The following is a 22,338-nucleotide window of genomic DNA, read 5'->3' as shown; positions in this document are numbered from 1 at the left end:
GGCTCAGCCCTTCGCGCGGTTGCGGTACTCGGTCGGGCTGGTCTCGTGCATGCGCCGGAAATGACGGGAGAAGTAGAACGGATCGGGGTAGCCGACCTCGCGGGCGATGTCGGCGATGGTCGCGTCCGTGGTGTCGAGGAGGTTGCGGGCCTGCGCCATCCGGAGCGCGGTGTGGTGCGCGAGCACGCCGCCGCCGGTGGCGCGGCGGAACAGGGCGCTCAGATGGGAGGGCGAGATGCCGACCAGTGACGCCAGGTCGGCGACCCTGACCGTGCTGTCCAGCCGCTCCTCCAGGTAGGCCATCGCACGCTGGAGCGGGTCGCCCGGCGCCGGCATCGCGCGGTCCACCACGATCTGGGTGAGCAGCTTCCAGGCCGCGCCCGCCGCGCCCGTCAGGCTGGCCGGCGAGTGATCCCGCTCCAGGATGGTCACGATCTCGTCCAGCAGGGCTACGGCGCGGTCGAGACGCCGGATGGAGACCACCGGGCGGGTCACGCCCGCGCCGATCTCCTCGATCAGCTCGGGGAGATCCGTGCCTCGGAGATGGCACCACCAGATCGTCCAGGGGTTGTCGGCGGACGCGCCGTACGCGTGGGGGGTTCCGCGGGGGATCACCAGGGCCGCGTTCGAGCCGATGCGGTGCTGGACGCCTTCGATGGTGGCCCAGCCGGTGCCTGCCGTACAGACGATGAGGATGGCTTCCTCAATGCCGCTGGGTCTTCTCATCAGGTGATCCGTAGCGACCGGGTAGTAGCCGGTGTCGGTGACCATGAGGCGGCGGGTCACCGGGCGGGCGTGCGCCTCGGCCACCACGCGGCGAGGTACGACGGTCAGCCGCTGGTTTCTGAACCCTTCCTGGATCGGCATCACGCCAGTATGCCATGTGCGTCGGATCGTCCAGGCAGTCACACAAAACGGACATTCCTAACGGGTGGCGGGCGCGTGTTGACTAGCGCTCGCCGACTTGATGGAACGACGGGGGAGACGATGGGACGAGGATTGTTGTCGGGGAAGGTCGCCGTGGTGACCGGCGCGGCTTCCGGCATCGGAGCCGCGGTGGTGGAGCGCTTCCTGCACGAGGGTGCGCGGGTGCTCGCGGTGGACCTGACCGGCCAGAGCCTCGACCGGGCGGACCTGCTGGCGGTTGAGGGTGACGTCGCCGACGCTGAGACGTGGCGGCGGATCGCGGACATGGCGCGGACCGAGTTCGGGCGGCTGGACGTGCTGCACAGCAACGCCAGCACGGTGGTCCGGGCTCCGGCGCACGAACTGTCGGAGGACGCCTGGGATCGGCAGCTCTCGGTCAACCTGAAAGCCACGTTCTTGGCGGTCAGCGCGTGTATCGGGATGCTTCGGGAGAGCCGGGGCGCCGTAGTGCTGACCTCGTCGGTGCATGCGGTGGTGGGGATTCCGTGGCATCCGGCGTACGCGGCCGCGAAAGGCGGGCTCGTCTCGCTGGGGCGGCAGCTTGCCGTGGAGTACGGGCCGGAGGTGCGCGTCAACACCGTGCTTCCCGGGCCGATTCTCACGCCTGTCTGGGACGGGATCGGCGAGGAGGACCGGCAGCGGAGTGTCGCGGCGACTGCGGCCGGGCGGTTCGGGCGTCCTGAGGAAGTCGCCGCCGCGGTGACGTTCCTAGCCTGCGCGGAGAGTTCGTATGTCACGGGGGCGACGCTGCTCGTCGATGGCGGCTGGACGGCGATGAAGGACTCGGCGTGAAGATCACCAGGATTGAGACGTTTCTTGTGCCGCCGCGTTGGCTGTTCTGCCGTGTGGAGACCGACGACGGTGTGGTCGGCTGGGGCGAACCGGTCGTGGAAGGGCGTGCCGAGGTCGTCCGGGCCGCCGTGGAGGTGCTGTCGGAGTACCTGATCGGCCGGGATCCGCTGCGGATCGAGGACCACTGGCAGGTCATGGCCAACGGCGGGTTCTACCGGGGCGGCCCGGTGCTCTCCAGCGCCCTGGCGGGCCTCGACCAGGCGCTCTGGGACATCGCAGGCAAAACCTACGGCGTTCCCGTGTACGCGCTGCTGGGTGGCCCTGTCCGCGACCGCATCCGCGTCTACTCCTGGGTGGGCGGCGACGAACCGTCCGAACTCGCCGAGGGCATCGCCGCCCGGGTGGAAGCCGGGTTCACCGCCGTCAAAATGAACGCCTCCGGCCGCTTGCCCGCACTCGCCGGTCCTGCCGACATCGCGGGCGTGGTCGAGCGGGTCGCGCTGGCCAGGGAGATCCTCGGGCCGGCCCGCGACGTGGCGGTGGACTTCCACGGCCGGGCCGGCGCGGCGGACGCCCGGCGCATCCTGCCGCTCATCGCCGAATACCACCCGATGTTCGCCGAAGAGCCGGTACTGCCCGACCGGCCGCACCTGCTGCCCGGCGTGGTGGCCGCCAGCAGCGTCCCCGTCGCGACCGGCGAACGCCTCTACTCACGGTGGGACTTCCGCGCCGCCCTCGAAGCCGGCGTGGCCGTCGTACAGCCGGACCTCTCCCACGCGGGCGGCATCTCCGAAACCCGCCGGATCGCCGCCCTCGCCGAAGTCTGGGACGCCAAACTCGCTCCGCACTGCCCGCTCGGCCCGCTCGCCCTCGCGGCCAGCCTCCAGGTCGGCTTCGCCACCCCCAACTTCCTCATCCAGGAACAATCCATCGGCCTCCACTACAACGACGGCGCCGACCTCCTCGACTACGTCGCCGACCCCGCCGTCTTCCACTTCACAGACGGGTACGTCGCGCGTCCGGAAGCCCCCGGACTCGGCGTGGAGATCGACGAAGGCGCGGTACGACGTGCGGACCAGGTCGGCCATACGTGGCGCAACCCGATCTGGCGGCATACGGACGGCGGAGTGGCCGAGTGGTGACAAGACGCGTTCCTTTGACGGCGAGTTTCGACCTCGCCCGGGGCGGCCGGTGGACGTCACTGTCCGGAGGCGGCCGCGAATGGCTGTGGTCCCGGCCTGATCCCGCGCGATTCGAGGTTGTTCCCGGGTCGGAGTTCGTCGATGTGGGGGGCCTCGAAGAGTGCGTGCCCACCGTTCGCGGGCTGCCTGATCACGGGGACGCCTGGAGTCGACCCTGGACGGGTTATCCGGCCCAAAGCATGGTCAGCTGCGACAACTTCGACCTGGTCCGCACAATCAGCAACGAAGCCGGTGCCATCGTCGCGACCTACCGGCTCTCCGCCGACCCGGGATTCAGGTTCCTGTGGGCCGGTCACGCACTACTCGACCTCGGCGAAAAGGCGCGGCTCATCGCCCCCTACGGAACACCGGTAAGAATCTTCCCCGAGGCCGCGCCCCTGCTCGGGCCCGCCTGGCCAGACGGGGCCCCATACCTGGACGGGTACTGGCCTGCCCCGTTCGGCTTGGAACTCGATCGCTTCGGACCCGACGACGGCACGGCCGTGGGTGCCGTGCTGGGATGCGGTGCCGTGCGCGTGGAAGACCAGACCGACGCCCTAGACCTACGTCTAGAAGCACCACCGGACGTCCCCATCGGCACCGCTTTATGGCGAAATCTCGGCGGATTTCCCGAAAAAGCGCCGTATCGCAGCGTCGGCGTGGAACCCATGCTCGGTGCGGTATTCAACCTGGCTGAGGCCGGACCCGATGAGGCGGCAGTCATTCCCTCGTCCGGAGAGCTGACCTGGCGACTCGTAGTGGCCGCGGAACGGATGCGTTGATGAGCCAGCGCAACATGTTGGCCCCGCGACGGCCCTCGGCTCTCGGCACGCGGACTGCGGACGTATTGATGGCTTGGCGGGATGTGCTGGTGGCGGCAGTCGGAGGGTTGGGCGTCTGGCGTGTCAGTTGCGGCGCGGATGCTTCGGCGGTCGGGCTTGACTTGCCTCGGGTCGAAGACTCTCGGGCTCGTCGGCTGGGACGGAATTGTTGATAGTCAGGCGGAATTGGCACGCGGTGCGGTTCGACCGCGGGGCTGCTGGCGGACCGCTCGTGGAACGGATGCTTCGGCGGTCGGGCTTGACTTGCCTCGGGTCGAAGACCTTCGGGCTCGTCGGCTGGGACGGAATTGTTGATAGTCAGGCGGAATTGGCACGCGGTGCGGTTCGACCGCGGGGCTGCTGGCGAATCGCTCGTGGAACGGATGCTTCGGCGATCGGTCCTGCTTGCCGTGAGCCGAGGATCTTCCGGCGCGTGGATTGTGGGGCGGTGTGTCGATGGCCAGGCGGATGCACTCGCGGTGTCGTTCGCGGTGTCGTTGAAGAGCCGGGGCTGGCGTGCCGACTGCGCTATGCCCGGTCGGTGGAGCGCCGCTCGTTGTGCAGGTTGAGGATTCTACGGTTCGTCGATTGAGGAGCGGATGCGGTGATGATCGGGCGGGACTTGTTCGCTGTGTGTGCTGAGGGCGTTGTGAGCGTCTCGGCTGTGGGATGGAGGCGTTGATGGTTGAGCGGGACACATCTGTTGTGCGGGCCGAGGGGTTCCTTGGTGTGCTGGCTGCTCATCGGCTGCTGGCCATTGTGCGGGGGCCGGATGCTGATGCGGCGCTTCGTACAGTTCTTGCCCTGGTTGAGGAAGGGGTGGAGTTGGTTGAAGTCTCCTTGGTTACGGGTGGAGCGCTGAGTGTGATTCGTGAGGCGCGGGCGGTTTTGGGGGATGGGGCCAATCTCGGTGCGGGGACGGTTGTCAGCGGGGACGATGCTCGGGCGGCTGCGGAGGCGGGGGCGTCCTTCCTGGTTACGCCTGCGGTGAGTGCGGCGGTTGCGGTGGGGCGGGAGTTGGGGCTGCCCGTACTGGCGGGGGCGCTTACTCCGACTGAGGTGGTGGGCGCGCTTGATGCTGGGGCTACGGCGATCAAGTTGTTCCCCGCGTCGCTAGGGGGTGTGCGTCATCTGCGTGCGCTGCGGGATCCGTTTCCTGACGTGCCTTTCGTCCCGGTTGGTGGGGTCGGGGTGGCCGAGGCTGTCGACTATCTGGGGGCGGGTGCGGTCGCCGTGGGCGTGGGGTCGCCGCTGGTCGGGGATGCCGCTGCGGGGGGCAGCATCGCGGAGCTGCGAGCGCGGATTCGCGACTTTCGGGCGGCACTGTGAGCCCGGGGAGCGCCGGGGATGACCTTGCGGAAGTGGATCCGCGACCCCGGAGCGGTGTCGGTCAGCGCAGTGCTCGGGATGCTGCTGCGGGCGCGGATTCGCTTATTCTGGACGGCTCGGTGAGCCTGGGGAGCTCCGGGGATGCCGCTGGGCAAACCGATTCGCGGCTTCGGAGTGGCGTTGTGAGTGGGCGCGGGGCCGGGAATGACGTTGTCACGTTTGGGGAGACGATGGCGGCGTTGCGGGCGGATGGGCTGATTCGGCTGGGTGGGACCATGCGGCTTTCGGTGGCGGGGGCCGAGTCGAATGTGGCGATTGGGCTTGCGCGGTTGGGGCATTCGGTGGGCTGGGTGGGGCTTGTGGGGGGTGATGAGCCCGGAGAGCTCGTGCTGCGGACTTTGCGGGCTGAGGGGGTTGATGTGGCTCATGCTTGTGTTGATGAGCGTGGGCCTACTGGGCTTATTTTGCTGGAGCGACGGGTCGGGGAGCTGACTCGCGTGATCTACCATCGGGCCGGGTCGGCGGCTTCGTTTCTGGTGGCTGATGATGTGCTGCCCGCGCTTGATTCGCTGCCGAAGTTGCTGCATGTCACTGGCATCACGCCGGCGCTCGGGCGTGGGCCGGCTGAGGCGGTTCGGGTGGTGGTGCGGGAGGCTGCTGCGTCTGGCGTACTGACATGTCTGGATGTCAATTACCGTGCCCGGCTTTGGGGGCGTGAGCAGGCGGCCGAGACGCTGCGTCCGTTGGTGTCGTCGTTGTCGGTTGTCATCGCGTCCGATGATGAGCTTGAGCTGGTCGCTCCTGGAGCCGCGACGACGGAACGGGACCGGGTGGCTGCGTTGCTGGATGCCGGTGTGAGCGAAGTGATCATCAAGCGCGGCGGGGATGGAGCCAGCGGCCACACTGCCGATCAGGTTGTGGACGTTCCGGCCCGGCGTGTTCAGGTCGTCGATGTGGTCGGGGCCGGCGACGCCTTCGTAGCGGGTTATCTTTCCGGGCTGCTCGATGAGTTGGATCTCACCGGTCGCCTCGACAGGGCGGTCACCACGGGGGCCTTCGCTGTCGCGTCCTCCGGCGACTGGGAAGGGCTGCCTTCCCGGTCAGAACTCGGCCTGCTTGACGCTTTGCCCGGATCAACCCTGCGCTGAACGAGGAGAACCGCATGAATGTCTGGTGTCCGACCGACTGCGAGTTGGGCGAAGGCGCGCGATGGGTCGACGGTCGGCTGATCTTCGTGGATATTCTTGCCGGGAAGTTGCTCGCTGCCTCGATCGACCGGCCGGGTCCGGCTGAGGAGCTTGTCCGAGTGGATGTGCCGCTTGGGGCGGTGGCTCCGGTCGAGGGGCGGCCCGGTACGTGGCTGGCCGCAGCCGGGCAGGGGTTCGCGCTCCTGGACCAGACGACCGGTCATTTGGAGTGGATCGAACGTCCGCTGCCCGGCACCTCTCGGATGAATGATGGGGTCTGCGATCCGGCGGGGCGGTTCTGGGCGGGCGGTATGGCGTACGACGCGGCTCCTGGCGGTGGAGTGCTTTATCGGGTGGACCCGGATCTGACCGTGACAACCGTACGAACGGGGATGGCGATCCCCAACGGACCCGCGTTCACAGCGGACGGGAAGACCATGTATCTCGCCGACAGCGCCGCAGGCCGGATCGATCGGCATGAGGTTGATCCCGTCAGTGGCGATCTTGGGGAGCCCGAGGTTTTCGCGTTGATTGAGGATGGTTCGCCCGATGGCATGACTGTGGACGAGGAAGGCCATCTCTGGGTCGCGATCTGGGGCGGTTCCGAGGTGCGCCGCTACGCGCCCGACGGTCGAATCGACCGGGTCGTGAGCCTGCCCACGCCCCAACCGACCAGCGTCTGCCTCGCCGACGGACGCCTCTTCATCACCTCCGCCGCATACGGCCTAACCTCGGGCGCTCCAGCGGGCGCGGTCTTCGCCGTCGACGGAGTAATCCCAGGCCGCCCAGCAACCCCCTTCCTCCTTCGCTGACTCTTGACTTATATAAGCATCCACTAATACATTCGGTTCGTGCACGCGTTCGACGTCCTAGGCGATCCGGTCCGCCGCCGGATCCTGGAACTCCTGGCCACCGGCGAACTGAGCTCAGGCGAGGTCACCGCCGTCATCCAGCGCGAGTTCGGAATCTCCCAGCCCGCCGTCTCCCAGCACCTCCGAGTCCTGCGCGACAACGGCTTCGCCCGGGTCCGCGCCGAGGGCACCCGGCGCCTCTACGCCGTGGAACCCGCCCCCCTCCAGGAAGTCGATCTCTGGCTGGAGCGTTTCCGCGGCTTCTGGGAACAGCGCCTGGACGCCCTGGCCACGGAACTGGCGCGCGGCAAACGCGAACGCCGCCGCAACGACGAGACGAACGACGACACAGACGACACAGAGGACACGAAGGACACCTGATGGACATTGTCGACGAGATCACGCGAGCCCACCGCGAGGTGGCCGACGGAACGCGCAAGTCCGTACTGGTCCGGCGGACGTACGACGCCGGCGTCGAGGACGTCTGGGCCGCCTGCACCGACCCCGATCGGCTGCGCCGCTGGTTCCTCCCGGTCACGGGTGATTTCCGGGTCGGCGGGACGTACCAGCTGGAAGGCAACGCGGGCGGCGAGATCCTGCGCTGCGAACCTCCGAAGCTGCTTCGGCTCACCTGGCTCTTCGGCGACAACCCCGGCTTCTCCGAGGTCGAGGTTCGCCTCACCGCCGACGGCGACGCCACCCTCTTCGAGCTCCGGCACACCGCCGACGTGCCCCCCGAGATGTGGTCGCAGTACGGCCCCGGCGCCACCGGCGTCGGCTGGGACCTCTCCCTGCTCGGTCTGAGCCTGTACCTCCTGTCCGGCGACGGCGCGATCCCCGACGAGGCCACCTTCCACCAGACCGACGAGGGCAGGCGGGTGATCACGGCCAGCAGCCGCGCCTGGGGCGACGCCCACCTGGCCGCCGGAGCTCCCCAGGACCAGGTCACCGCCGCCGTGATCAACACCACCGCCTTCTACGCCCCCGAGTAGAAGCCACCTGTCGTGCTCCGCGCGGACCGGTCACCGGCCCAGTCGCGGTACCGGATCATGCCGAAGATCGCGCCCACGCCCGGGACCAGGGTCTCCTCGCCTGGTTCGGCGCCGAAGTAACGCCCGTGCGGGTCCGTGATCACCTCGCGCGGAGCCAGGGCGTCACGGAAGAACTCATCCATCCGGAACAGTTCGGGTCCGGCGATCTCCACCTTCGTGTTCAACGGTGAGCCCATCGCGACGTTGCCGACCAGTTCGGCGACCTCGTCGCCCGCGATGGGCTGGAAGAACACGGGCGGCATCCGGACCGTGTCGTCGTATGTCGCCGCGGCGGCGATCTCCGGGACGAACTCGTAGAACTGCGTCGCCTGGACGATCGAATACGGCATCGACGACTGCTCGATCAACCGCTCCTGGGCGGCTTTCGCCTGGTACCACCCGTTCTCGGGCCAGCGCCCGGTCCCCACGATCGACAACGCGACATGGAGGGTCACACCCGCTTGCTCCTCCGCGGCGAGGAGGTTGCGGGTCGAGGTCTCGAAGAAAGCCCGTGCGCTGGCGTGGTCGAAGCTCGGCGGCTTCGAGACGTCGACCACCACGTACGCACCGGCCAGCGCCTCGGCGAGTCCTTCGCCGGTCAGGGCGTCGACGCCGGTGCTCGGCGAGGCCGCCACCGCCTGACGCCCGTGCTCACGGAGGATGGCCACCACTTTCGACCCGATCAGACCGGTCCCGCCGATCACGACGATCTTCACAGCAAGGTCCTCTCCGCCGCCGGTAGCCGCAGGACGAAGCGGGCGCCGCCCAGGGGCGAGCCTTCGACCTGGAGCGTCCCCCGGTGCGCCAGGGCGATGTCGCGGGCGATCGCCAGGCCGAGGCCGACTCCGCCGCTGCGGCGGTCCCGGGCGGCGTCCAGCCGTACGAAACGGTCGAAGATTCGCTCGCGGTCGGCTTCGGCGACTCCCGGGCCGTCGTCGGCGACCACGAGTTCGACGGTGTCGCCGTCGCGGCGGCCCAGGACGCGGACCCCGTACCGGGCGTGCCGCTGCGCGTTGTCCAGCAGGTTGGCCACCAACCGGTTGAGATCGGTACGGACGGCGCTGACGATGGCTTCCCGCCGGACCCGGATCCGGGTACGGACGCGGCCCGACCGCCGCGAGAGTTCGGCCCTGACCAGCTCGGCCAGGTTCACCGTCTCCCGTTCCATGGGCGCGCTCGCCCCCACCCGGGCCAGCAGCTGCAGATCAGTGATGATCGACTGGAGCCTGTCCACGTTGCGCAGGGCGCATTCGAGGAGCTCGGCCAGGTCGGTGTGGTCGGGGTGCAGCCGGGCCTCTTCCAGTTCGGCGCGGAGTCCGGCGAGAGGCGTGCGCATCTCGTGCGAGGCGTCCGTCATCATCTGTCGCGTACGCTCAAGTCCGCAGTCGTTGTTGTCCATTGGTCCCGAGCTCCATTTACCGCTGGCGGGAGCCGGGCCCGCTGGTCCACTCGCCCGGCCGGGCAGGGTCGTGCTGACGCGGTCGAGGGTCCGGCATCCATGCGTGACAGCGCCCGAAGGCCTACGACGCGCCAGGATCGCGTGCTTTCCCATCTCGTCAGTCCTTTCCGGAGCGATCCGGTTCGCCAGCTAAGACAGGACAGCCCTCCTACCTGTGACAACGCCCCGCCGCGGGAGCGGAGGCGATCTTGGCGGGGTTCATCATCCACAGGATCTGATAGATGCCCTGGTCGGACGCGTTGACGGTGAGCACGGTGAACACCTGGCCGTCGCGCCGCAGCAGCGCGCCCGGCTGCCCGTTGATGTCCACCAGCTCCACCTGGACGCCGACCCAGAACCGGTTCGCGAACGCATGGTGGTACTTCGCGACCCGGACGAAGCCCACCACGGGGAACTTGGACGCCCGGACGGCCCCGCCGCCGTCGGAGTAGCTGATCACGTCCTCCGCGAACAGCTCCTCCAGCGCGGAGATGTTCCCGGAACGCGCGGCGGTGACGAAAGCGGAGAGTAGCCGCTGCTGCTCGTTCCGGCTCACCGGGGCGCGCCGCCCCGAGTCGAGGTGCTTGCCGGCCCTGCTCACCAGCTGCCGTACCGCGACCTCGCTGACCTGGATGATCTCGGCGATCTGCCGGTAGGGGTAGTCGAACGCCTTCCGCAGCACGTAGGCCGCGCGTTCCGTGGGCGACAGCTTCTCCAGCAGGAGCAGGACCGCGAAGCCGAGGGCCTCACCCCGCTCGGCCCCCAGATGCGGATCGGCGCTGGTGTCCACCGGTTCGGGCAGCCACGGCCCCACGTACGTCTCGCGGCGAACCCGCGCGGACTGCAACGCGTTGATCGCCAGCCGCGTGGTCACCGTGGCCAGGAACGCCTCCGGCTCGCTCACGACGCTCCGGTCATAGGTCTGCCAGCGCAGCCAGACGTCCTGCACCAGGTCCTCGGCCTCGGTGGAACTGCCCAACATCCGGTACGCGATCCCAAACAGACGCGGCCGTACGCGCTGAAAAGTGGCCGCGGCCTGGTCGAGATCTTCCAGATCTTTACCGTCCCCCACCAGGATCACCCCCGTTCCCCCGCCAGTTGCACCCTCCAGCCTTTCACCCGCCCGTCGATCAGCTTCGACCGGTCGGCCGCTGCGGACGATCACTCCTGAGAGTGACGGCAATAAGCGGATAAATCCGGATAATGGCTGGATGTTGGGAGTGGGGCGGGTCGGGAGGGCGCTCGACGGAGCGCTCGCGGTGGGCGTGACCCTGGCTACCTTGGGGCCGCTGCTCCTGCCCGATCCCAAACCGTGGTGGATCATCGGCTTGGGCCTGGCCGCGTCGGCGCCGGTGTGGTGGCGCAGACGGGCGCCGCTGCTGGTGGCGGTGGTCGTCGGAGCGGCCATGTCGATCATGGTGATGTGGGAGAAGCCGTTCCTGCCCTTCGGGCCGCTGCTGGCCGTCTACACGATCGCCGACCTGAGCCCCACCTGGAAGAGGCTGGCCGCGATCCCGGCGATCGTGGCGGCCGTGGGCGCCTCGCTGGTGCTGCCGGGGGAGAACGCCGAGACCTTCCGGCTGATGGGAACCGCCTTCGTGGCCGCGTACGCGCTGGGCACCAGCGTCCGGGCGAGCCGCTCGCGTGCCGCCGAACTGGCCGAGCGGGCACGGCGGCGGGAGCAGGAGCAGATCGCGGGCGTGGCCGAGGAGCGCACCCGGATCGCTCGCGACATGCACGACATCGTCACCCACTCCGTCGGGCTGATGGTGGTGCAGGCCGAGGCCGGGCCGGTCGTGGTGCGCAGCGACCCGGACAAGGCCGAGGCGGCTTTCGCCGCGATCGCCGACACGGGCAGAAGCGCGCTGACCGAACTCCGGGGATTGCTCACCGCGCTCCGGAGCCCCGGCGAGCCGCTGTCCCAGCCGCGCCTGGCCAACCTCCCCGCCCTCCTCGAACGCAGCGGCCTGGATGTGGAGAGCGGAACCACCGGAAACCCGCGTCCGGTCGCGGAAAGTGTGGAGGCCGCTGTCTACCGCATCGTTCAGGAGGCGCTCACCAACGTACGCAAACACGCGGGCGTCCACGCCGCCCGCGTCACGCTGACCTGGCGGGAGACCCTGACCGTGGAGATCGCCGATGACGGGCGGGGCCCCGCCGGCGGCACCGGATACGGCCTGGCCGGGATGCGGGAACGAGCAGCGGCCTGCGGCGGGACGCTCAGCGCGGGACCAGGACGAGACGGAGGATTCTCGGTAAAAGCCGCATTTCCGCTTGAATGATCCACATGTTACGGGTGCTCATCGCCGACGACCAGGACCTCTTCCGGGCCGGGTTCGGCCTGATTCTGAACGCGCAGCCGGACATGGAGGTCGTCGGTGAGGCCGCCGACGGCGTGGAGGCGGTCGCCGAGGCCAGGCGCCTGCAGCCGGACGTGGTCCTGATGGACGTGCGCATGCCGATCAAGAACGGTATCGAGGCGACCAGGGAGATCTGCGCCACCACCGCCGCCAGAGTGCTCGTCCTCACCATGTTCGACCTCGACGAGTACGTCTACGACGCGGTCCGGGCGGGAGCGAGCGGTTTCCTGCTGAAGGACATCCGGCGCGACGAACTGGCGCACGCGGTGCGTACCGTCGCCTCGGGCGCGGGATCGCACTCGCGACTGACGCGCCGACGGGGTGCGGAAAAGCACGATCGTCGGCATGGAACGCATCCTCCTCACCTTGGCCTCCGCCGTCCTCATGCACTTCGGCACCGGCCTCCACCCCCTCTGGTGGCTCACCTGGCTCGCGCCGCTGCCCGTCCTGTTCCTGGCCCGCCGCTCCGGCCCCCGTACGGCTTTCGCCGCCGGAACGCTCGTCTGGATCACCAGCCAGGCCCAGATGTGGCCGTACTTCACCCGAACCCTCGAAATGCCGCCCGCGCTGGCCGCCGCTCTCATCGCCGGCCCGGCCCTGTGCTTCGGCCTGGCCGTGCTGCTCTTCCGCGCCCTGCTCGTACGCGGCAGGCCGGTGCTGGCGGCGGCAGCCGTACCGGCCGTGTGGGTCAGCGCCGAGTACGTCATGAACCTCGCCGGGCCGCACGGGGCCTGGTGGAGCCTGGCGTACACACAGGCCGACTTCCTGCCGGTGCTGCAGACCGCGTCGGTCACCGGGGTCTGGGGCATCACCTTCCTCCTGCTGTTCGTGCCCGCCTCGGTCGCGGCCCTGCGGCCACGCGCGGCGGTGGTCTCCGGCGTGTTGGTCGCGCTCACGCTCGGCCACGGTGTCCTGCGGCTCGCGACGCCCGCCGACACCGCGGGACGGAAGGTCGCGCTGATCGCGACGGACGCCGCCGAGGATCCCGTCCGGCACTACGGCGAGGCCATGGACGCGGCGGTGGCCGGCGGGGCGGAAGTCGTGGTGCTGCCCGAGAAGGTCTTCAAGACCGCCGACCTGCCGTTCACCCGCCCCGGCGTGGACGTGGTCGCCGGGATCGCCCTGGACACCAACAGCGCCCTGGCCTACCCCTCGGGGGTGCGCTACGACAAGCACCACATGATCCCCGGCCTGGAGCGCAGGTTCCGGCCCGGCACCAGCCTGGCTTTCCTCGGCGGCGGCCGGCTCGGCCTCATCATCTGCAAGGACCTCGACTTCCCCGGCCTGGTCAGGGAGTACGGCAAAGCCGGCGTCGCCGCCCTCCTCGCGCCCGCCTGGGACTTCGGCGAGGACGGGTGGCTGCACAGCCGGATGGCGGTCGTGCGCGGGGTGGAGAACGGGTTCGCGGTGGCCCGCGCCGCACGCGAGGGATTGATGACGGTCAGTGACAACCGCGGGCGCGTCCTGGCCGAGCGCCGCAGCGGCGGTACGGTCACGGCCGGCCTGCCCCGGGAGGGCTCGGCCACGGTGTACACCGCGCTGGGCGACTGGGCCGCGTGGGCCTCGGCCGGGCTGCTGCTGCTCGCGCTCGGCACGACGGCCCGGCTGAGCTTCCGGGCCCGGCGCGGGACCACGACGAGCCTGCCGGCACCGAGCCCGGTGTAGCGGCCGGCCTCAGAGCAGGCCGTGGTCGTGGGCGTAGATCGCCGCCTGGGTGCGGTCACGTAACCCCAGGCGGCCGAGAATCCGCGAGATGTGGTTCTTCACCGTGCCTTCGCTCAGGTGCAGCCGCCTGGCGATCTCGCGGTTCGTGGAGCCGGCGGCGACGAGCCGCAGCACCTCGAGCTCCCGGCCGGTGAGCACCTGTCCGTCCGGGTCGGCGGGCGGTGCGGCGGCGGTGCGGGTGAGCGCCGAGGCGAGGCGGGCCGCCGCGGCCGGGTCGAACTGCACGACACCCGCGTGGGCCAGCCGGACGGCGTCGGCCAGTTCCCGGGCCGGCCGGTCCTTGAGCAGGTATCCGCTGGCGCCCGCGCGCAGCGCCGCCACCACGTACTCCTCGTCGTCGAACGTGGTCAGCATGACCACCCGGCACGCCGGGGCCCGCTCGCGCAGGACGGCGACCGCCTCGATGCCGTCCATCGCGGGCATCCGCACGTCCATGAGCACGACGTCGGGGGAGAGCGCGAGCACCAGATCGACGGCGGCGCGGCCGTCGGCGGCCGTGCCGACCACGGTGACGCCCGGCTGGATGTCGAGGAGGGACGCGATGCTCTCCCTGATGAGCCGCTGGTCGTCCACGACGAGGACCCGGACCTGGTCTGCGGTCATCAGGCCGCCCGGCGCGGAATGGTGACGGTGAGCCTGGTGCCGGCCCCCGGCCCGGTGTCCAGTTCGACGGAGCCGCCGGCCAGCCCGACCCGCTCCCGCATCCCGAGCAGGCCGAACCCCTCCTGGTCGGGCGCGAAGCCCCGCCCGTCGTCGGCCACGACCAGCCGGGCCCGCGCCTGGTCGCAGTGCACGTGCACGGTCACGGCGGTGGCCTGGGCATGCCTGCGGGCGTTGGTGATCGCCTCCTGGGCGGCCCGGTAGATCGCCACGAGCGCGGACGGGTCGTGCCCGGTCTCGTCGCCGGTGCAGTCGAGGGTGACGCTCGGCCGCCCGTCGCCGATCTCCCGGGCGAGGTCGGCGAGCGCCGACGACAGCCGGAAACGCCCGGTCTCCGCGCGCAGGGTGCGTACCGACTGGCGGACGTCCTCCAGCGCCCGCTTCGCCGACCGCTGCGCGTCGGCGAGGGCCCGCCTGGCGACCTCGGGATCCCGATCGCCGAACGTCACGGCCTTCTCCAGCAGTACGGCGACCGCCGTCAGATGATGACCCAGCCCGTCGTGGATGTCGCGGGCCAGCCGGTTCCGCTCGGCGGCGGCGGACAGCTCCGACACCTGCGCCGCGTACTCGCGCAGCCGGGCGTGGGACTCCTCCAGCCGGATCCTGCCCTGCTGCTCCTGGGCCGCGACCGCCGCCATGGCGAGGGTCAGCACCAGTCCGACCGTGAACATCAGCAGGTCGGAGACCTGCTCGACCTGGTGAAACCAGTCCGGGACGGTCAGCTGGAAGGTGGCCACCACGAGACCGACGCAGACCACCCCGATCGCGACGGCGGCGGCCCGCCCGAACGCGAAGTACGCGGTGAACGGCAGCAGCAGGAACAGCACCCGGGACATCCCCGACCCGTCCGCCGAGGCCACCAGCACGAACAGCGCGAGCCTGGCGGCCAGCAGCGCGACCGCCCAGCCGGGAGGCGTCCTGACCGGGTGACGACGGCGCTCGACCTGGTCGAGCACGGCCAGCACGGCCAGGCCGCCGACGAACGGGACCGGCCGGGTGCTGCCCAGGCCGGCGACGCCCGCGTAGCCGCCCGCGACCAGCACGACGCCGTACAGCAGGGGCGACAGCCACGGCACCGGGCGCAGAGAGGGCACTCCCGCAGGCTAAGGCAGGCGGCGGTCCCCGATCGAGATGCCGAATGGCACATGCCACTTGTCATGTCCAGGTTCCGCTGTTCGGCACTTCTGCGTGCCGCCACCCCGCTCCTACGGTCGCCACCATGACTTTCCTGATTCGTTTCGGCGCCGTCTGCGGCCTGCTCTGCGGCCTGTTCATCGCCCTCCCGGGAGCGGTCGAGGCGTTCACGGGCGAGACCGCGGTCACCAGTTTCGTCCTCGGTCTCTCACCGGCGCTCGCGGTGCCGCTGCTCACCGCGCTGCACCTGGGCCAGCTGCCCGCCGCCGGCCGCCTCGGCTCGGTCGCGTACGCCGTCAACCTCATCGGGCTCGGCCTGTTCGGCGGCGCCGCGTATGCCCTGAACCTGGTCGTCTACCATCTCGGCGAGACCGTGGCCGCCGACCTCGCCGCCCCCACGCGCCTGGCCCTGCTCGGCAGCGCCCTGGTGTTCATGGTCGGCACGGTGCTCTTCACCGTCGCCATGGTCCGCGCCCGCGTCTATCCCCGCGTCCCGGTCTGGGCGTACGGCATCGCACTGCCGGTGTTCGCCCTCGCCGCCCGATTACCGGACAGCCCGCTGACCAGCGTCCTGCACGTGCTCGTCGGAGTGACACTCGCGTGGCTGGCCATGTCCCTGCGGCCGGTGGCGGTCACGCGTACGGCGTCAATTTGACCATGGTGATTCCGCTGGGTGCGGGTCCGGCGCGATACTCCTGGCATGGCGGTAGGCCTCTGCCCGGTCCTCGTCGGCCGGGACCGCGAACGGGAGGATCTCCAAGCCGCGCTGCGGGCGGCCCGTACGGGCACGGCCGGAACTCACCTGATCTCCGGCGTGGCCGGGGTGGGCAAGTCGCGGCTGGTGGCGTCGCTGCTGGCGGACGCGGCGGCGGACGGGATGGCCACGCTGCGGGGCAGGGCCGTCCAGACGGGCAGGCGGGAGGCGTTCCGGCCGATCACCGAGGCGCTGATGTCGGCGCTCAGGAGCGTGGGGTCGGCGGAACTCGACGGGCTGCGCCCGTACCGGCCGGCGATCGGGTGGCTGGTCCCGGAATGGGCGGAGGGGACCTCGCCGCCGGACGTTTCACTGGTGGTGCTGGCCGAGGGGGTGACACGGTTGCTGGCGGCGGTGGCGCGGGAGCGCGGCGCGCTGGTCGTCTTCGAGGACGTGCACTGGGCCGACCCGGAGACCCTGGGCGTGCTGGAGTACCTGGCCGACAACCTCCGCTCCGAGCGGGTCCTGTGCGTGGCCACCCTGCGCCCGGACCCCGGCTCGGAGGCGTACGGCCTGGCCAGACGCCTGGCGGCCCGAGGTTCCGCCACCCAGGTACGGCTCTCGCCGCTGCCCGCGTCCGACGTGCGCCGGATGGCGCGCCTGTGCCTGGGCGTGGGGGAGTCCGACGACCTGCCGCCCGCCCTGGAGCCGCTCGTCCTGGCCCGCGCCGAAGGGCTGCCGCTGCTGGTCGAGGACCTGCTGTCGACCAGCAGCGAGAGCGGGGTCCTGCTGCGGGAGGGCGGCGTCTGGCGGCTCGCGGAGCGGGCGTCACGCGTGATCCCCAGCGACTTCGCCGACACCGTGCGGCGGCGGCTGGAACTGCTCGGCGACCCGGCTCGCGGACTGCTCGAAGCGGCCGCCGCGCTCGGGGCGGGTTTCGACTGGCGGATCGCCGCCGAGGTGGCGGGTCAGCCGGCCGCGACGGCGGTGGCCGAACTGCGCCGCGCCGCCGGCGTGCACCTGCTCTGGGTGGACGAGGGCGAGGACGGCCCGTCGTTCCGCTTCCACCACTCGCTGACCAGGGACGCGGTCTGGTCCACCCTGCTCGCCTCCGACCGGGCGCGGATCTCGGCCGGGGCGTACGACGCCGTTCTGGCCCGGTATCCGGATCTGCCGGGGGAGTGGTGTGAGCTGGCCGCGTCGCTGAGCGAACGGGCCGGGCGGCCGCAGCAGGCGGCGTCCCTGCTGCTGCGCTCCGGCAGACGGGCACTGGCCCGAGGCGCGCTGTCCACCGCCGAGCAGGTCCTGGAACGCGCGGGCGTGCTCGCCGACGGGTGCGGTGACCACGCCACGGGCACGCTGACCGGGGAGGCGCTGACGGAGGTGCTCGCCCTGGCGGGCAAGACGGATCAGGCCTTCCGGGTGGGTGAGGGGGTGCTGGCGCGGCTGGACGAGATGCCGGACAGCACGGCGCGCCGGATCGCGGTCCGCCTCTGCCTGGCCAGGACCGCGATCGGGGCCATGCGCTGGGAGGAGGCCGGCGACCAGCTGGATCTCGCCCGTACGCTCGGGCGCTCCGGGCCCGGCACCGCGTTCGCCGCGCGGATCGACGTGATGGCGGCCCGGCTGGCCCTGGAGGAGGGCCGGCTCGACGACGCCACGGCACTGGGCCGGACCGCCCTGGCGCATGCCGCGGGCGCGCCCGAGGTGGCCTGCGAGGCGTTGATCATCCTGGGCCGGCGGGAGCGGCTGCACGACATGGCCGCCGCCGCACGCTCCTTCGCCGAGGCGTACGGGCTGGCCGAAGGGCGGGCGTTGCCGTACTGGTCGATTCAGGCGCTGCACGAGCTGGGCACGGTGGAGACGCTGACGACGGGCAGCCTGGACCGGTTCCGGCAGGCGCGTGATCTGGCGGTGGCGTCGGGCGCGCTGGCCACGGCGGCCATCCTCGAGGTCCAGCTGGCCGGTGCGCACCAGGTCAGGTTCGAGCCGGAGCTGGGCTTGGCCGCCGCGACGCGGGCCATCGAAGGAGCCAGGCGGTTCCGGCTGCGGGGAGCGCAGGCGATGGCGACGGTGTACGCGGCCGGCTGCTACGCGCTGGAAGGGCGATCCACCGAGATGGCGGCGGCGCTGGCCGAGGCGGAGGCGCTGGCCGGGGACGACGGAGCCGCGGTGGCGATGGGACTGGGGCATGGCCGGTCCCTCTTCCACCTGCTCAGGGAGGAGCGCGCCGCCGCGCTGGACGCGCTGGAGGAGGCGATGGTGCGCATCCGCAGGGTGCCCACGGGACCGCCGGGCATCTTCCGGGGCCTGTGGGCGCTGGTGCGCACGCTGGACGACGATCCGGAACAGGCGGAGCAGGCCCGCGCGGAGGTGCGGGAATCGGGTGCGGTCGCGGTTCCGATCAACGTGGGCATACTGGGTTTCGCCGACGCGGCCGCGCTCGGCCGGGGCGGCGATCGGGCGGCGGCGGAGCGGGTCTACGCCACCGCCGACAGTGCGCTCGCCTCCTGGGAAGGCGGGGACGGGCTGCGCCAGCTGGCCCGGCGGCTGGTGGCGGAGGCCGCGCTGCGCGACGGCTGGGGCGATCCGGCGGTCTGGTTACGCGAGGCCGCGGCGTTCTTCTCCGGCACGCCGCATCACGCGGTCGTCGTGGCCTGCCAGTCGCTGCTGCGGTCGGCCGGGCTGTCCGCGCCCCGGCTCGCCGTCGGCGATGTCCCCGCCGATCTCCGCGCGCGGGGCGTCACCGAGCGGGAGCGGGACGTGCTCGCCCTCGTCGGCCTGCGGCTGTCCAACAAGGAGATCGCCGACCGGCTCGTGCTCTCCCCGCGTACGGTCGAGAAGCACGTGGAGCACCTGCTCGCCAAGACCGGCCTGGACAACCGCCTGGCCCTGGCCGGGCTCGCCGTCCGGCTGCGCCTCACCGAAACCCCGCCGCCTGCGTAATACGTAGATCTGAGAAGTACGTGGCGACATAAGTAGTGATCACCGATGTGGCCCGTAGGGCGCGCGCGTCACCGTGGATCCGCACCTGACGATCAGCGAATCCCTGAGGAGTTGGCCCATGGCCGGCGAGACGCGTATGCCCGGAATCAGAACCAAGATCACAGCCTTACTCGCCACGATGGTGATGTCCGTCGCGATGACCGCGGCCCTCGGGAGCACCCAGGCGGCCTACGCGGACCGATGCGACCTCGACGTGTGGTGCGAAGACCCGACCGACCCGGAGGACAACCGGCCGCCCTCCTGGACTCCCGGCGGCCGGATCACCCGGGTGATGTCCTTCGGCGACTCGTACGCGTCGGGCGAGGGCGCCCCCGACGCGAACATGGGGAAGGAGTGGCTGGACAAGCCGTGCCACCGGTCCAAACTGTCCGGGATCGCCGTGGCGCTCGAACGCCTGCGCACGGAAAGCCCGTACCGCGACGAGTTCACCCACTACAACTACACGTGCAGCGGGGCCGCCGTGGTGCGGAGTCCGGGCTTCGACCTCGACGGTGACGGTGACGTCGAGCCCGGCGACATCTGGGCGGGCGAGGACTTCGGCGGCGACGGCGGCATCCTGACCCCGCAGCAGGGCCCGGACAAGGAAGCGCAGATCGACCAGGCCAACGCCCAGGTCGGGGACATGGTGGTCGACGCGCTCACCATCGGCGGCGGCGGCAACGACGTGGGATTCGCCCCCATCGTCGCGGCCTGCGCCTATCACCTGAACTGCACCAGTCAGATGATCGCGAATCTGTGGCAGCAGTGGCACGCCGGCCTGCCCGGAAGGCTGAACGACCTGATCACCGCCATCCAGGGCGACGCGACCGGAGCCAACCGCCGCCTGCAAGCCCAGGTACGGGACGTCTATTGGACGACATATCCGGACATGACTCGGCCGAGTTCTGGGACGTACTGCCACAACCAGGGTGGTTTCCCGCTCGACTGGCTCAGCAGTACGGAGGTCAGGTGGATCAGCCAGCAGGTGGTCGCCGGTCTCAACCAGGAGATCCGTGCCGCGGTGGCCCGGGCCAACCAGGTGCAGGGGCGTCCGCATCCGCGCTGGCACGTCGTGGAAGCGGAGGACTGGACCGGGCACAGCTTCTGCCAGGTCCCCTCCAGCAAGTACCTCAACAACTTCGACGACAGCTGGAACAGGCAGGGCGACGCCTGGGGGATCGCGCACCCGAACGCGGCCGGCTACCGGTCGCTGGCCAACAGCTACTACCGCGCCCTGTCGTACCTGAACAAGGCGTGGCCCAGCACCGAGCGGCAGTTCCGCCTGGTGGCCGCCCATGTCAACAGCAGCAACGCGGAGAACGCCGCCGGCGCCGTCCGGCAGTCCAGCTATGTCGGCTGGAACACCCACATGCCGCCGCATCAGCTCTGGCGGGCGGTGCGGACCCCGCAGCGCAGTGGCGCCGGCTTCGTGTCCTCGGCCGACGGCCGCTGCGTCACCGGCACCAGCGTCGGCGCGAACCTGACGATGGAGCCGTGCGCGGACGACGCGCGCCAGCGCTGGCAGTTCAAGCCGGACCGGAACGGTAACTGGATCATCGTCACACCCGGCGCGCGGAACTGCCTGAGCGTCCTGAACGCGAGCCGCGACTGGGGAACCCCGTACACCGTGGCTCCGTGCACGTTCGAATCACATCAGACGTTCTCGCTGAGCGAGGCGTACGCGGATCTGTTCCGGTACAACAACACCTCGGGCGACCATCGGACCGGGATCGAGCCGCCGCAGGGGTACCACAAGGAAGGGCTGCTCGGACGGCTCAGCGCGGGCCAGCTCACCGGCATGACCGGCCTGTACTCCTGCCTGCTGGGCAGTGACCACTTCACCTCCACCGACGCGAACTGCGAGGGACAGCGGGTGCTGGGCCGGTTCGGCTTCCTCTACGTCGCGGCACCGCCGAACACGCAGACGATCCCGCTCCATCGGTGCACCGTGCACGGCAGCGGCGACCACTTCGACTCGACCGACCCCAACTGCGAGGGACAGCGGTCGGAGGGCCGGATGGGCTACCTGCTGGCCTGACCATGGCTACTGGGCCAGGGCGGTGGAAGTCCGCCCTGGCCCAGTCGTCCGCCGGCGTCAGAGCACGATCCCGGCGATTCTCTCGACGGTGCTGAAATCGCCCATCGAGGCGCGGTTCTTGGCCACGCCCACGCAGATCCCGGTGGCCGTGTCCGCGAAGCCCGCGCTGCCTCCGCTGCCCGCCATCCCGAACACGGTCGGCCTGCTCGGCGCCGCGGTCAGGCCGATCGAATAGCCCAGCGCCCAGGTGGCGGGTCCTCCGGTGACCTCGTCCAGGCCGGTCACCGCCGGAGAGGACAGCTCCCGCACACGTTCGGCGGAGACGAGTTCACCGCCGAGCAGCGCGTCGTACATGCGGGCCACCGCGCGGGCGGTCATCGTGGCCCCAGCCGGGATGTCGGAAGTCAGCACATCCGTACGGTTGCTGAAGGCGGCGTCCGGCATGGCCGCCATGGGCGCGGCCGTGTACCCGTCCACGACCTTGAAGAACGGGATGTTCGCCAGCACCTCCGCGGGCAGCTCCATCGGCGGCCCGGCGTCCTCGATCCTGGCCAGCCGGCCGAGCTCGGACTCGGGCACGCCGAAGAACAGCTCGCCGGCCAGGCCGAGCGGCTCCGCCACCTCCTCGCGGAGCACCTGCGAGATCCGCTTGCCGGTCGCCCGGCGTACGACCTCGCCGAGGATGTATCCGTAGGTCTGCGGGTGGTAGCCGAAGCGCGTACCGGGTTCCCACCACGGCGTGGCGGTGGCGATCGCGGCGCACATCTTGTCCCAGTCGCACAGGTCCTCGGGCGTGGTGCCGACGGGAACCCCCGGCACTCCGGTCGCGTGCGTGAGCGCGTGGCGTACGGTCGCCTTGTCCTTGCCGTGGGCGGCGAACTCGGGCCACAGGTCGGCGATCACGGTCTCGTAGTCGAGGGTTCCGCGTTCGGCGAGCACGTGGACGACCGTGGCGGTGACGCCCTTGCCGGTGGAGGTTCCGTACACCGGGGTGCCGGAGGTGAACGGGCGGCCCGTCGCGGGGTCGGCGAAGCCCGCCACCGCGTCCACCAGCAACTCGCCGTGCCGGTAGACGGCGACCTGCACTCCGCGCTCGACGCCCGACTCGACCAGCTCGTCGATGGCGGCCTGCACGTCCTTCTGAAGATCAGTCATGAGGTTTCCTCTCTCGAAATGCCGCCCGTA

Annotated in this window: 20 protein-coding genes and 1 pseudogene; 14 read left to right on the top strand and 7 right to left on the bottom strand. The window is 70.6% G+C overall.

Annotated elements, in window-relative coordinates; genetic code table 11:
• Positions 1-3: 3 nt before the first annotated feature.
• Complete coding sequence (locus Aph01nite_RS20610; RefSeq protein ID WP_204042561.1) at positions 4-867, bottom strand: AraC family transcriptional regulator; 864 nt, start codon at positions 865-867, stop codon at positions 4-6.
• Positions 868-987: 120 nt separating this feature from the next.
• Here Aph01nite_RS20610 and Aph01nite_RS20605 point away from each other — a divergent pair, with 120 nt between their 5' ends.
• From Aph01nite_RS20605 to Aph01nite_RS20570, 8 genes are all read left to right on the top strand, one after another.
• Complete coding sequence (locus Aph01nite_RS20605; RefSeq protein ID WP_204042560.1) at positions 988-1,719, top strand: SDR family NAD(P)-dependent oxidoreductase; 732 nt, start codon at positions 988-990, stop codon at positions 1,717-1,719.
• Positions 1,716-2,861, top strand: a complete 1,146-nt coding sequence (gene dgoD, locus Aph01nite_RS20600) for a galactonate dehydratase (RefSeq protein ID WP_204042559.1) — start codon at positions 1,716-1,718, stop codon at positions 2,859-2,861. The genes Aph01nite_RS20605 and dgoD overlap by 4 nt, the downstream gene beginning before the upstream one ends.
• A gap of 239 nt (positions 2,862-3,100) precedes the next feature.
• Positions 3,101-3,682 carry a hypothetical protein gene (locus Aph01nite_RS20595; RefSeq protein WP_204042558.1) on the top strand — a complete coding sequence of 194 codons (582 nt, stop codon included), beginning with the start codon at positions 3,101-3,103 and terminating at the stop codon, positions 3,680-3,682.
• Positions 3,683-4,402: 720 nt separating this feature from the next.
• Positions 4,403-5,050, top strand: coding sequence for a bifunctional 4-hydroxy-2-oxoglutarate aldolase/2-dehydro-3-deoxy-phosphogluconate aldolase (locus Aph01nite_RS20590; RefSeq protein ID WP_204042557.1), 648 nt, complete (start codon positions 4,403-4,405; stop codon positions 5,048-5,050).
• A complete protein-coding gene (locus Aph01nite_RS20585; protein ID WP_307836789.1) occupies positions 5,047-6,198 on the top strand; it encodes a sugar kinase in 1,152 nt (383 codons plus the stop codon). The genes Aph01nite_RS20590 and Aph01nite_RS20585 overlap by 4 nt, the downstream gene beginning before the upstream one ends.
• 14 nt (positions 6,199-6,212) lie before the next feature.
• Entirely contained in the window at positions 6,213-7,049 is an 837-nt protein-coding gene (locus tag Aph01nite_RS20580; RefSeq protein ID WP_204042555.1) for an SMP-30/gluconolactonase/LRE family protein, read from the top strand.
• A 39-nt stretch (positions 7,050-7,088) separates the two neighbouring features.
• On the top strand, positions 7,089-7,469 hold the full coding sequence (locus Aph01nite_RS20575; RefSeq protein ID WP_204042554.1) for an ArsR/SmtB family transcription factor: 381 nt from the start codon (positions 7,089-7,091) through the stop codon (positions 7,467-7,469).
• The gene (locus Aph01nite_RS20570; RefSeq protein WP_239161842.1) at positions 7,469-8,080 is read left to right on the top strand and encodes an SRPBCC family protein; all 612 of its coding nucleotides are present in this window, start codon (positions 7,469-7,471) and stop codon (positions 8,078-8,080) included. The genes Aph01nite_RS20575 and Aph01nite_RS20570 overlap by 1 nt, the downstream gene beginning before the upstream one ends.
• On the opposite strand, the gene Aph01nite_RS20565 is transcribed toward Aph01nite_RS20570, so the two are convergent.
• From Aph01nite_RS20565 to Aph01nite_RS20555, 3 genes are all read right to left on the bottom strand, one after another.
• Complete coding sequence (locus tag Aph01nite_RS20565; protein ID WP_204042553.1) at positions 8,065-8,835, bottom strand: SDR family oxidoreductase; 771 nt, start codon at positions 8,833-8,835, stop codon at positions 8,065-8,067. The genes Aph01nite_RS20570 and Aph01nite_RS20565 overlap by 16 nt on opposite strands.
• Positions 8,832-9,518 carry a sensor histidine kinase gene (locus Aph01nite_RS20560; protein ID WP_204042552.1) on the bottom strand — a complete coding sequence of 229 codons (687 nt, stop codon included), beginning with the start codon at positions 9,516-9,518 and terminating at the stop codon, positions 8,832-8,834. Before Aph01nite_RS20560 ends, Aph01nite_RS20565 begins: the two co-directional genes overlap by 4 nt.
• A gap of 208 nt (positions 9,519-9,726) precedes the next feature.
• Entirely contained in the window at positions 9,727-10,629 is a 903-nt protein-coding gene (locus Aph01nite_RS20555; protein ID WP_275419262.1) for an RNA polymerase sigma-70 factor, read from the bottom strand.
• Positions 10,630-10,768: 139 nt separating this feature from the next.
• On the opposite strand from Aph01nite_RS20555, the gene Aph01nite_RS20550 reads away from it, so the two are divergent.
• From Aph01nite_RS20550 to Aph01nite_RS20540, 3 genes and pseudogenes are all read left to right on the top strand, one after another.
• Positions 10,769-11,839: a sensor histidine kinase gene (locus Aph01nite_RS20550; protein ID WP_239161840.1), complete on the top strand. Its 1,071-nt coding sequence runs from the start codon at positions 10,769-10,771 to the stop codon at positions 11,837-11,839.
• A pseudogene (locus tag Aph01nite_RS20545) lies at positions 11,836-12,129 on the top strand (response regulator); the annotation flags it as partial. The gene Aph01nite_RS20550 and the pseudogene Aph01nite_RS20545, both read left to right, overlap by 4 nt.
• Positions 12,130-12,262: 133 nt before the next feature.
• The gene (locus Aph01nite_RS20540) at positions 12,263-13,582 is read left to right on the top strand and encodes a nitrilase-related carbon-nitrogen hydrolase (protein WP_204042550.1); all 1,320 of its coding nucleotides are present in this window, start codon (positions 12,263-12,265) and stop codon (positions 13,580-13,582) included.
• Positions 13,583-13,591: 9 nt separating this feature from the next.
• Here the strand turns inward: Aph01nite_RS20540 and Aph01nite_RS20535 are convergent, their stop codons facing one another.
• Entirely contained in the window at positions 13,592-14,245 is a 654-nt protein-coding gene (locus Aph01nite_RS20535) for a response regulator (protein ID WP_204042549.1), read from the bottom strand.
• A complete protein-coding gene (locus Aph01nite_RS20530; RefSeq protein ID WP_204042548.1) occupies positions 14,245-15,396 on the bottom strand; it encodes a sensor histidine kinase in 1,152 nt (383 codons plus the stop codon). Before Aph01nite_RS20530 ends, Aph01nite_RS20535 begins: the two co-directional genes overlap by 1 nt.
• Positions 15,397-15,521: 125 nt before the next feature.
• On the opposite strand from Aph01nite_RS20530, the gene Aph01nite_RS20525 reads away from it, so the two are divergent.
• The 3 genes from Aph01nite_RS20525 to Aph01nite_RS20515 all read left to right on the top strand — a co-directional run bounded on the left by Aph01nite_RS20525 (position 15,522) and on the right by Aph01nite_RS20515 (position 21,153).
• Positions 15,522-16,091: a hypothetical protein gene (locus Aph01nite_RS20525; RefSeq protein WP_204042547.1), complete on the top strand. Its 570-nt coding sequence runs from the start codon at positions 15,522-15,524 to the stop codon at positions 16,089-16,091.
• 45 nt (positions 16,092-16,136) lie between these two features.
• Positions 16,137-19,076, top strand: coding sequence for a helix-turn-helix transcriptional regulator (locus Aph01nite_RS20520; protein WP_204042546.1), 2,940 nt, complete (start codon positions 16,137-16,139; stop codon positions 19,074-19,076).
• 118 nt (positions 19,077-19,194) lie between these two features.
• On the top strand, positions 19,195-21,153 hold the full coding sequence (locus Aph01nite_RS20515; RefSeq protein WP_204042545.1) for an RICIN domain-containing protein: 1,959 nt from the start codon (positions 19,195-19,197) through the stop codon (positions 21,151-21,153).
• Positions 21,154-21,210: 57 nt separating this feature from the next.
• Here Aph01nite_RS20515 and Aph01nite_RS20510 read toward each other — a convergent pair whose 3' ends face one another.
• Positions 21,211-22,308 (bottom strand): serine hydrolase domain-containing protein, encoded by a 1,098-nt coding sequence (locus Aph01nite_RS20510; protein ID WP_204042544.1) that lies wholly within the window; start codon positions 22,306-22,308, stop codon positions 21,211-21,213.
• Positions 22,309-22,338: the final 30 nt, after the last annotated feature.

This window comes from Acrocarpospora phusangensis (genome assembly GCF_016862995.1).
Lineage (GTDB): Bacteria > Actinomycetota > Actinomycetes > Streptosporangiales > Streptosporangiaceae > Acrocarpospora > Acrocarpospora phusangensis.
The sequence above is the reverse complement of the archived record's forward strand: the minus strand, read 5'-3'. Positions and strand labels throughout refer to the sequence as shown.

Excerpts from the sequence above, each read along its gene's own strand:
- Aph01nite_RS20610 (WP_204042561.1), bottom strand. The coding sequence starts at position 867 with ATGCCGATCCAGGAAGGGTTCAGAAACCAGCGGCTGACCGTCGTACCT.
- Aph01nite_RS20605 (WP_204042560.1), top strand. The coding sequence starts at position 988 with ATGGGACGAGGATTGTTGTCGGGGAAGGTCGCCGTGGTGACCGGCGCG.
- Aph01nite_RS20595 (WP_204042558.1), top strand. The coding sequence starts at position 3,101 with ATGGTCAGCTGCGACAACTTCGACCTGGTCCGCACAATCAGCAACGAA.
- Aph01nite_RS20590 (WP_204042557.1), top strand. The coding sequence starts at position 4,403 with ATGGTTGAGCGGGACACATCTGTTGTGCGGGCCGAGGGGTTCCTTGGT.
- Aph01nite_RS20580 (WP_204042555.1), top strand. The coding sequence starts at position 6,213 with ATGAATGTCTGGTGTCCGACCGACTGCGAGTTGGGCGAAGGCGCGCGA.
- Aph01nite_RS20570 (WP_239161842.1), top strand. The coding sequence starts at position 7,469 with ATGGACATTGTCGACGAGATCACGCGAGCCCACCGCGAGGTGGCCGAC.
- Aph01nite_RS20560 (WP_204042552.1), bottom strand. The coding sequence starts at position 9,518 with ATGGACAACAACGACTGCGGACTTGAGCGTACGCGACAGATGATGACG.
- Aph01nite_RS20550 (WP_239161840.1), top strand. The coding sequence starts at position 10,769 with ATGTTGGGAGTGGGGCGGGTCGGGAGGGCGCTCGACGGAGCGCTCGCG.
- Aph01nite_RS20540 (WP_204042550.1), top strand. The coding sequence starts at position 12,263 with ATGGAACGCATCCTCCTCACCTTGGCCTCCGCCGTCCTCATGCACTTC.
- Aph01nite_RS20535 (WP_204042549.1), bottom strand. The coding sequence starts at position 14,245 with ATGACCGCAGACCAGGTCCGGGTCCTCGTCGTGGACGACCAGCGGCTC.
- Aph01nite_RS20525 (WP_204042547.1), top strand. The coding sequence starts at position 15,522 with ATGACTTTCCTGATTCGTTTCGGCGCCGTCTGCGGCCTGCTCTGCGGC.
- Aph01nite_RS20520 (WP_204042546.1), top strand. The coding sequence starts at position 16,137 with ATGGCGGTAGGCCTCTGCCCGGTCCTCGTCGGCCGGGACCGCGAACGG.
- Aph01nite_RS20515 (WP_204042545.1), top strand. The coding sequence starts at position 19,195 with ATGGCCGGCGAGACGCGTATGCCCGGAATCAGAACCAAGATCACAGCC.
- Aph01nite_RS20510 (WP_204042544.1), bottom strand. The coding sequence starts at position 22,308 with ATGACTGATCTTCAGAAGGACGTGCAGGCCGCCATCGACGAGCTGGTC.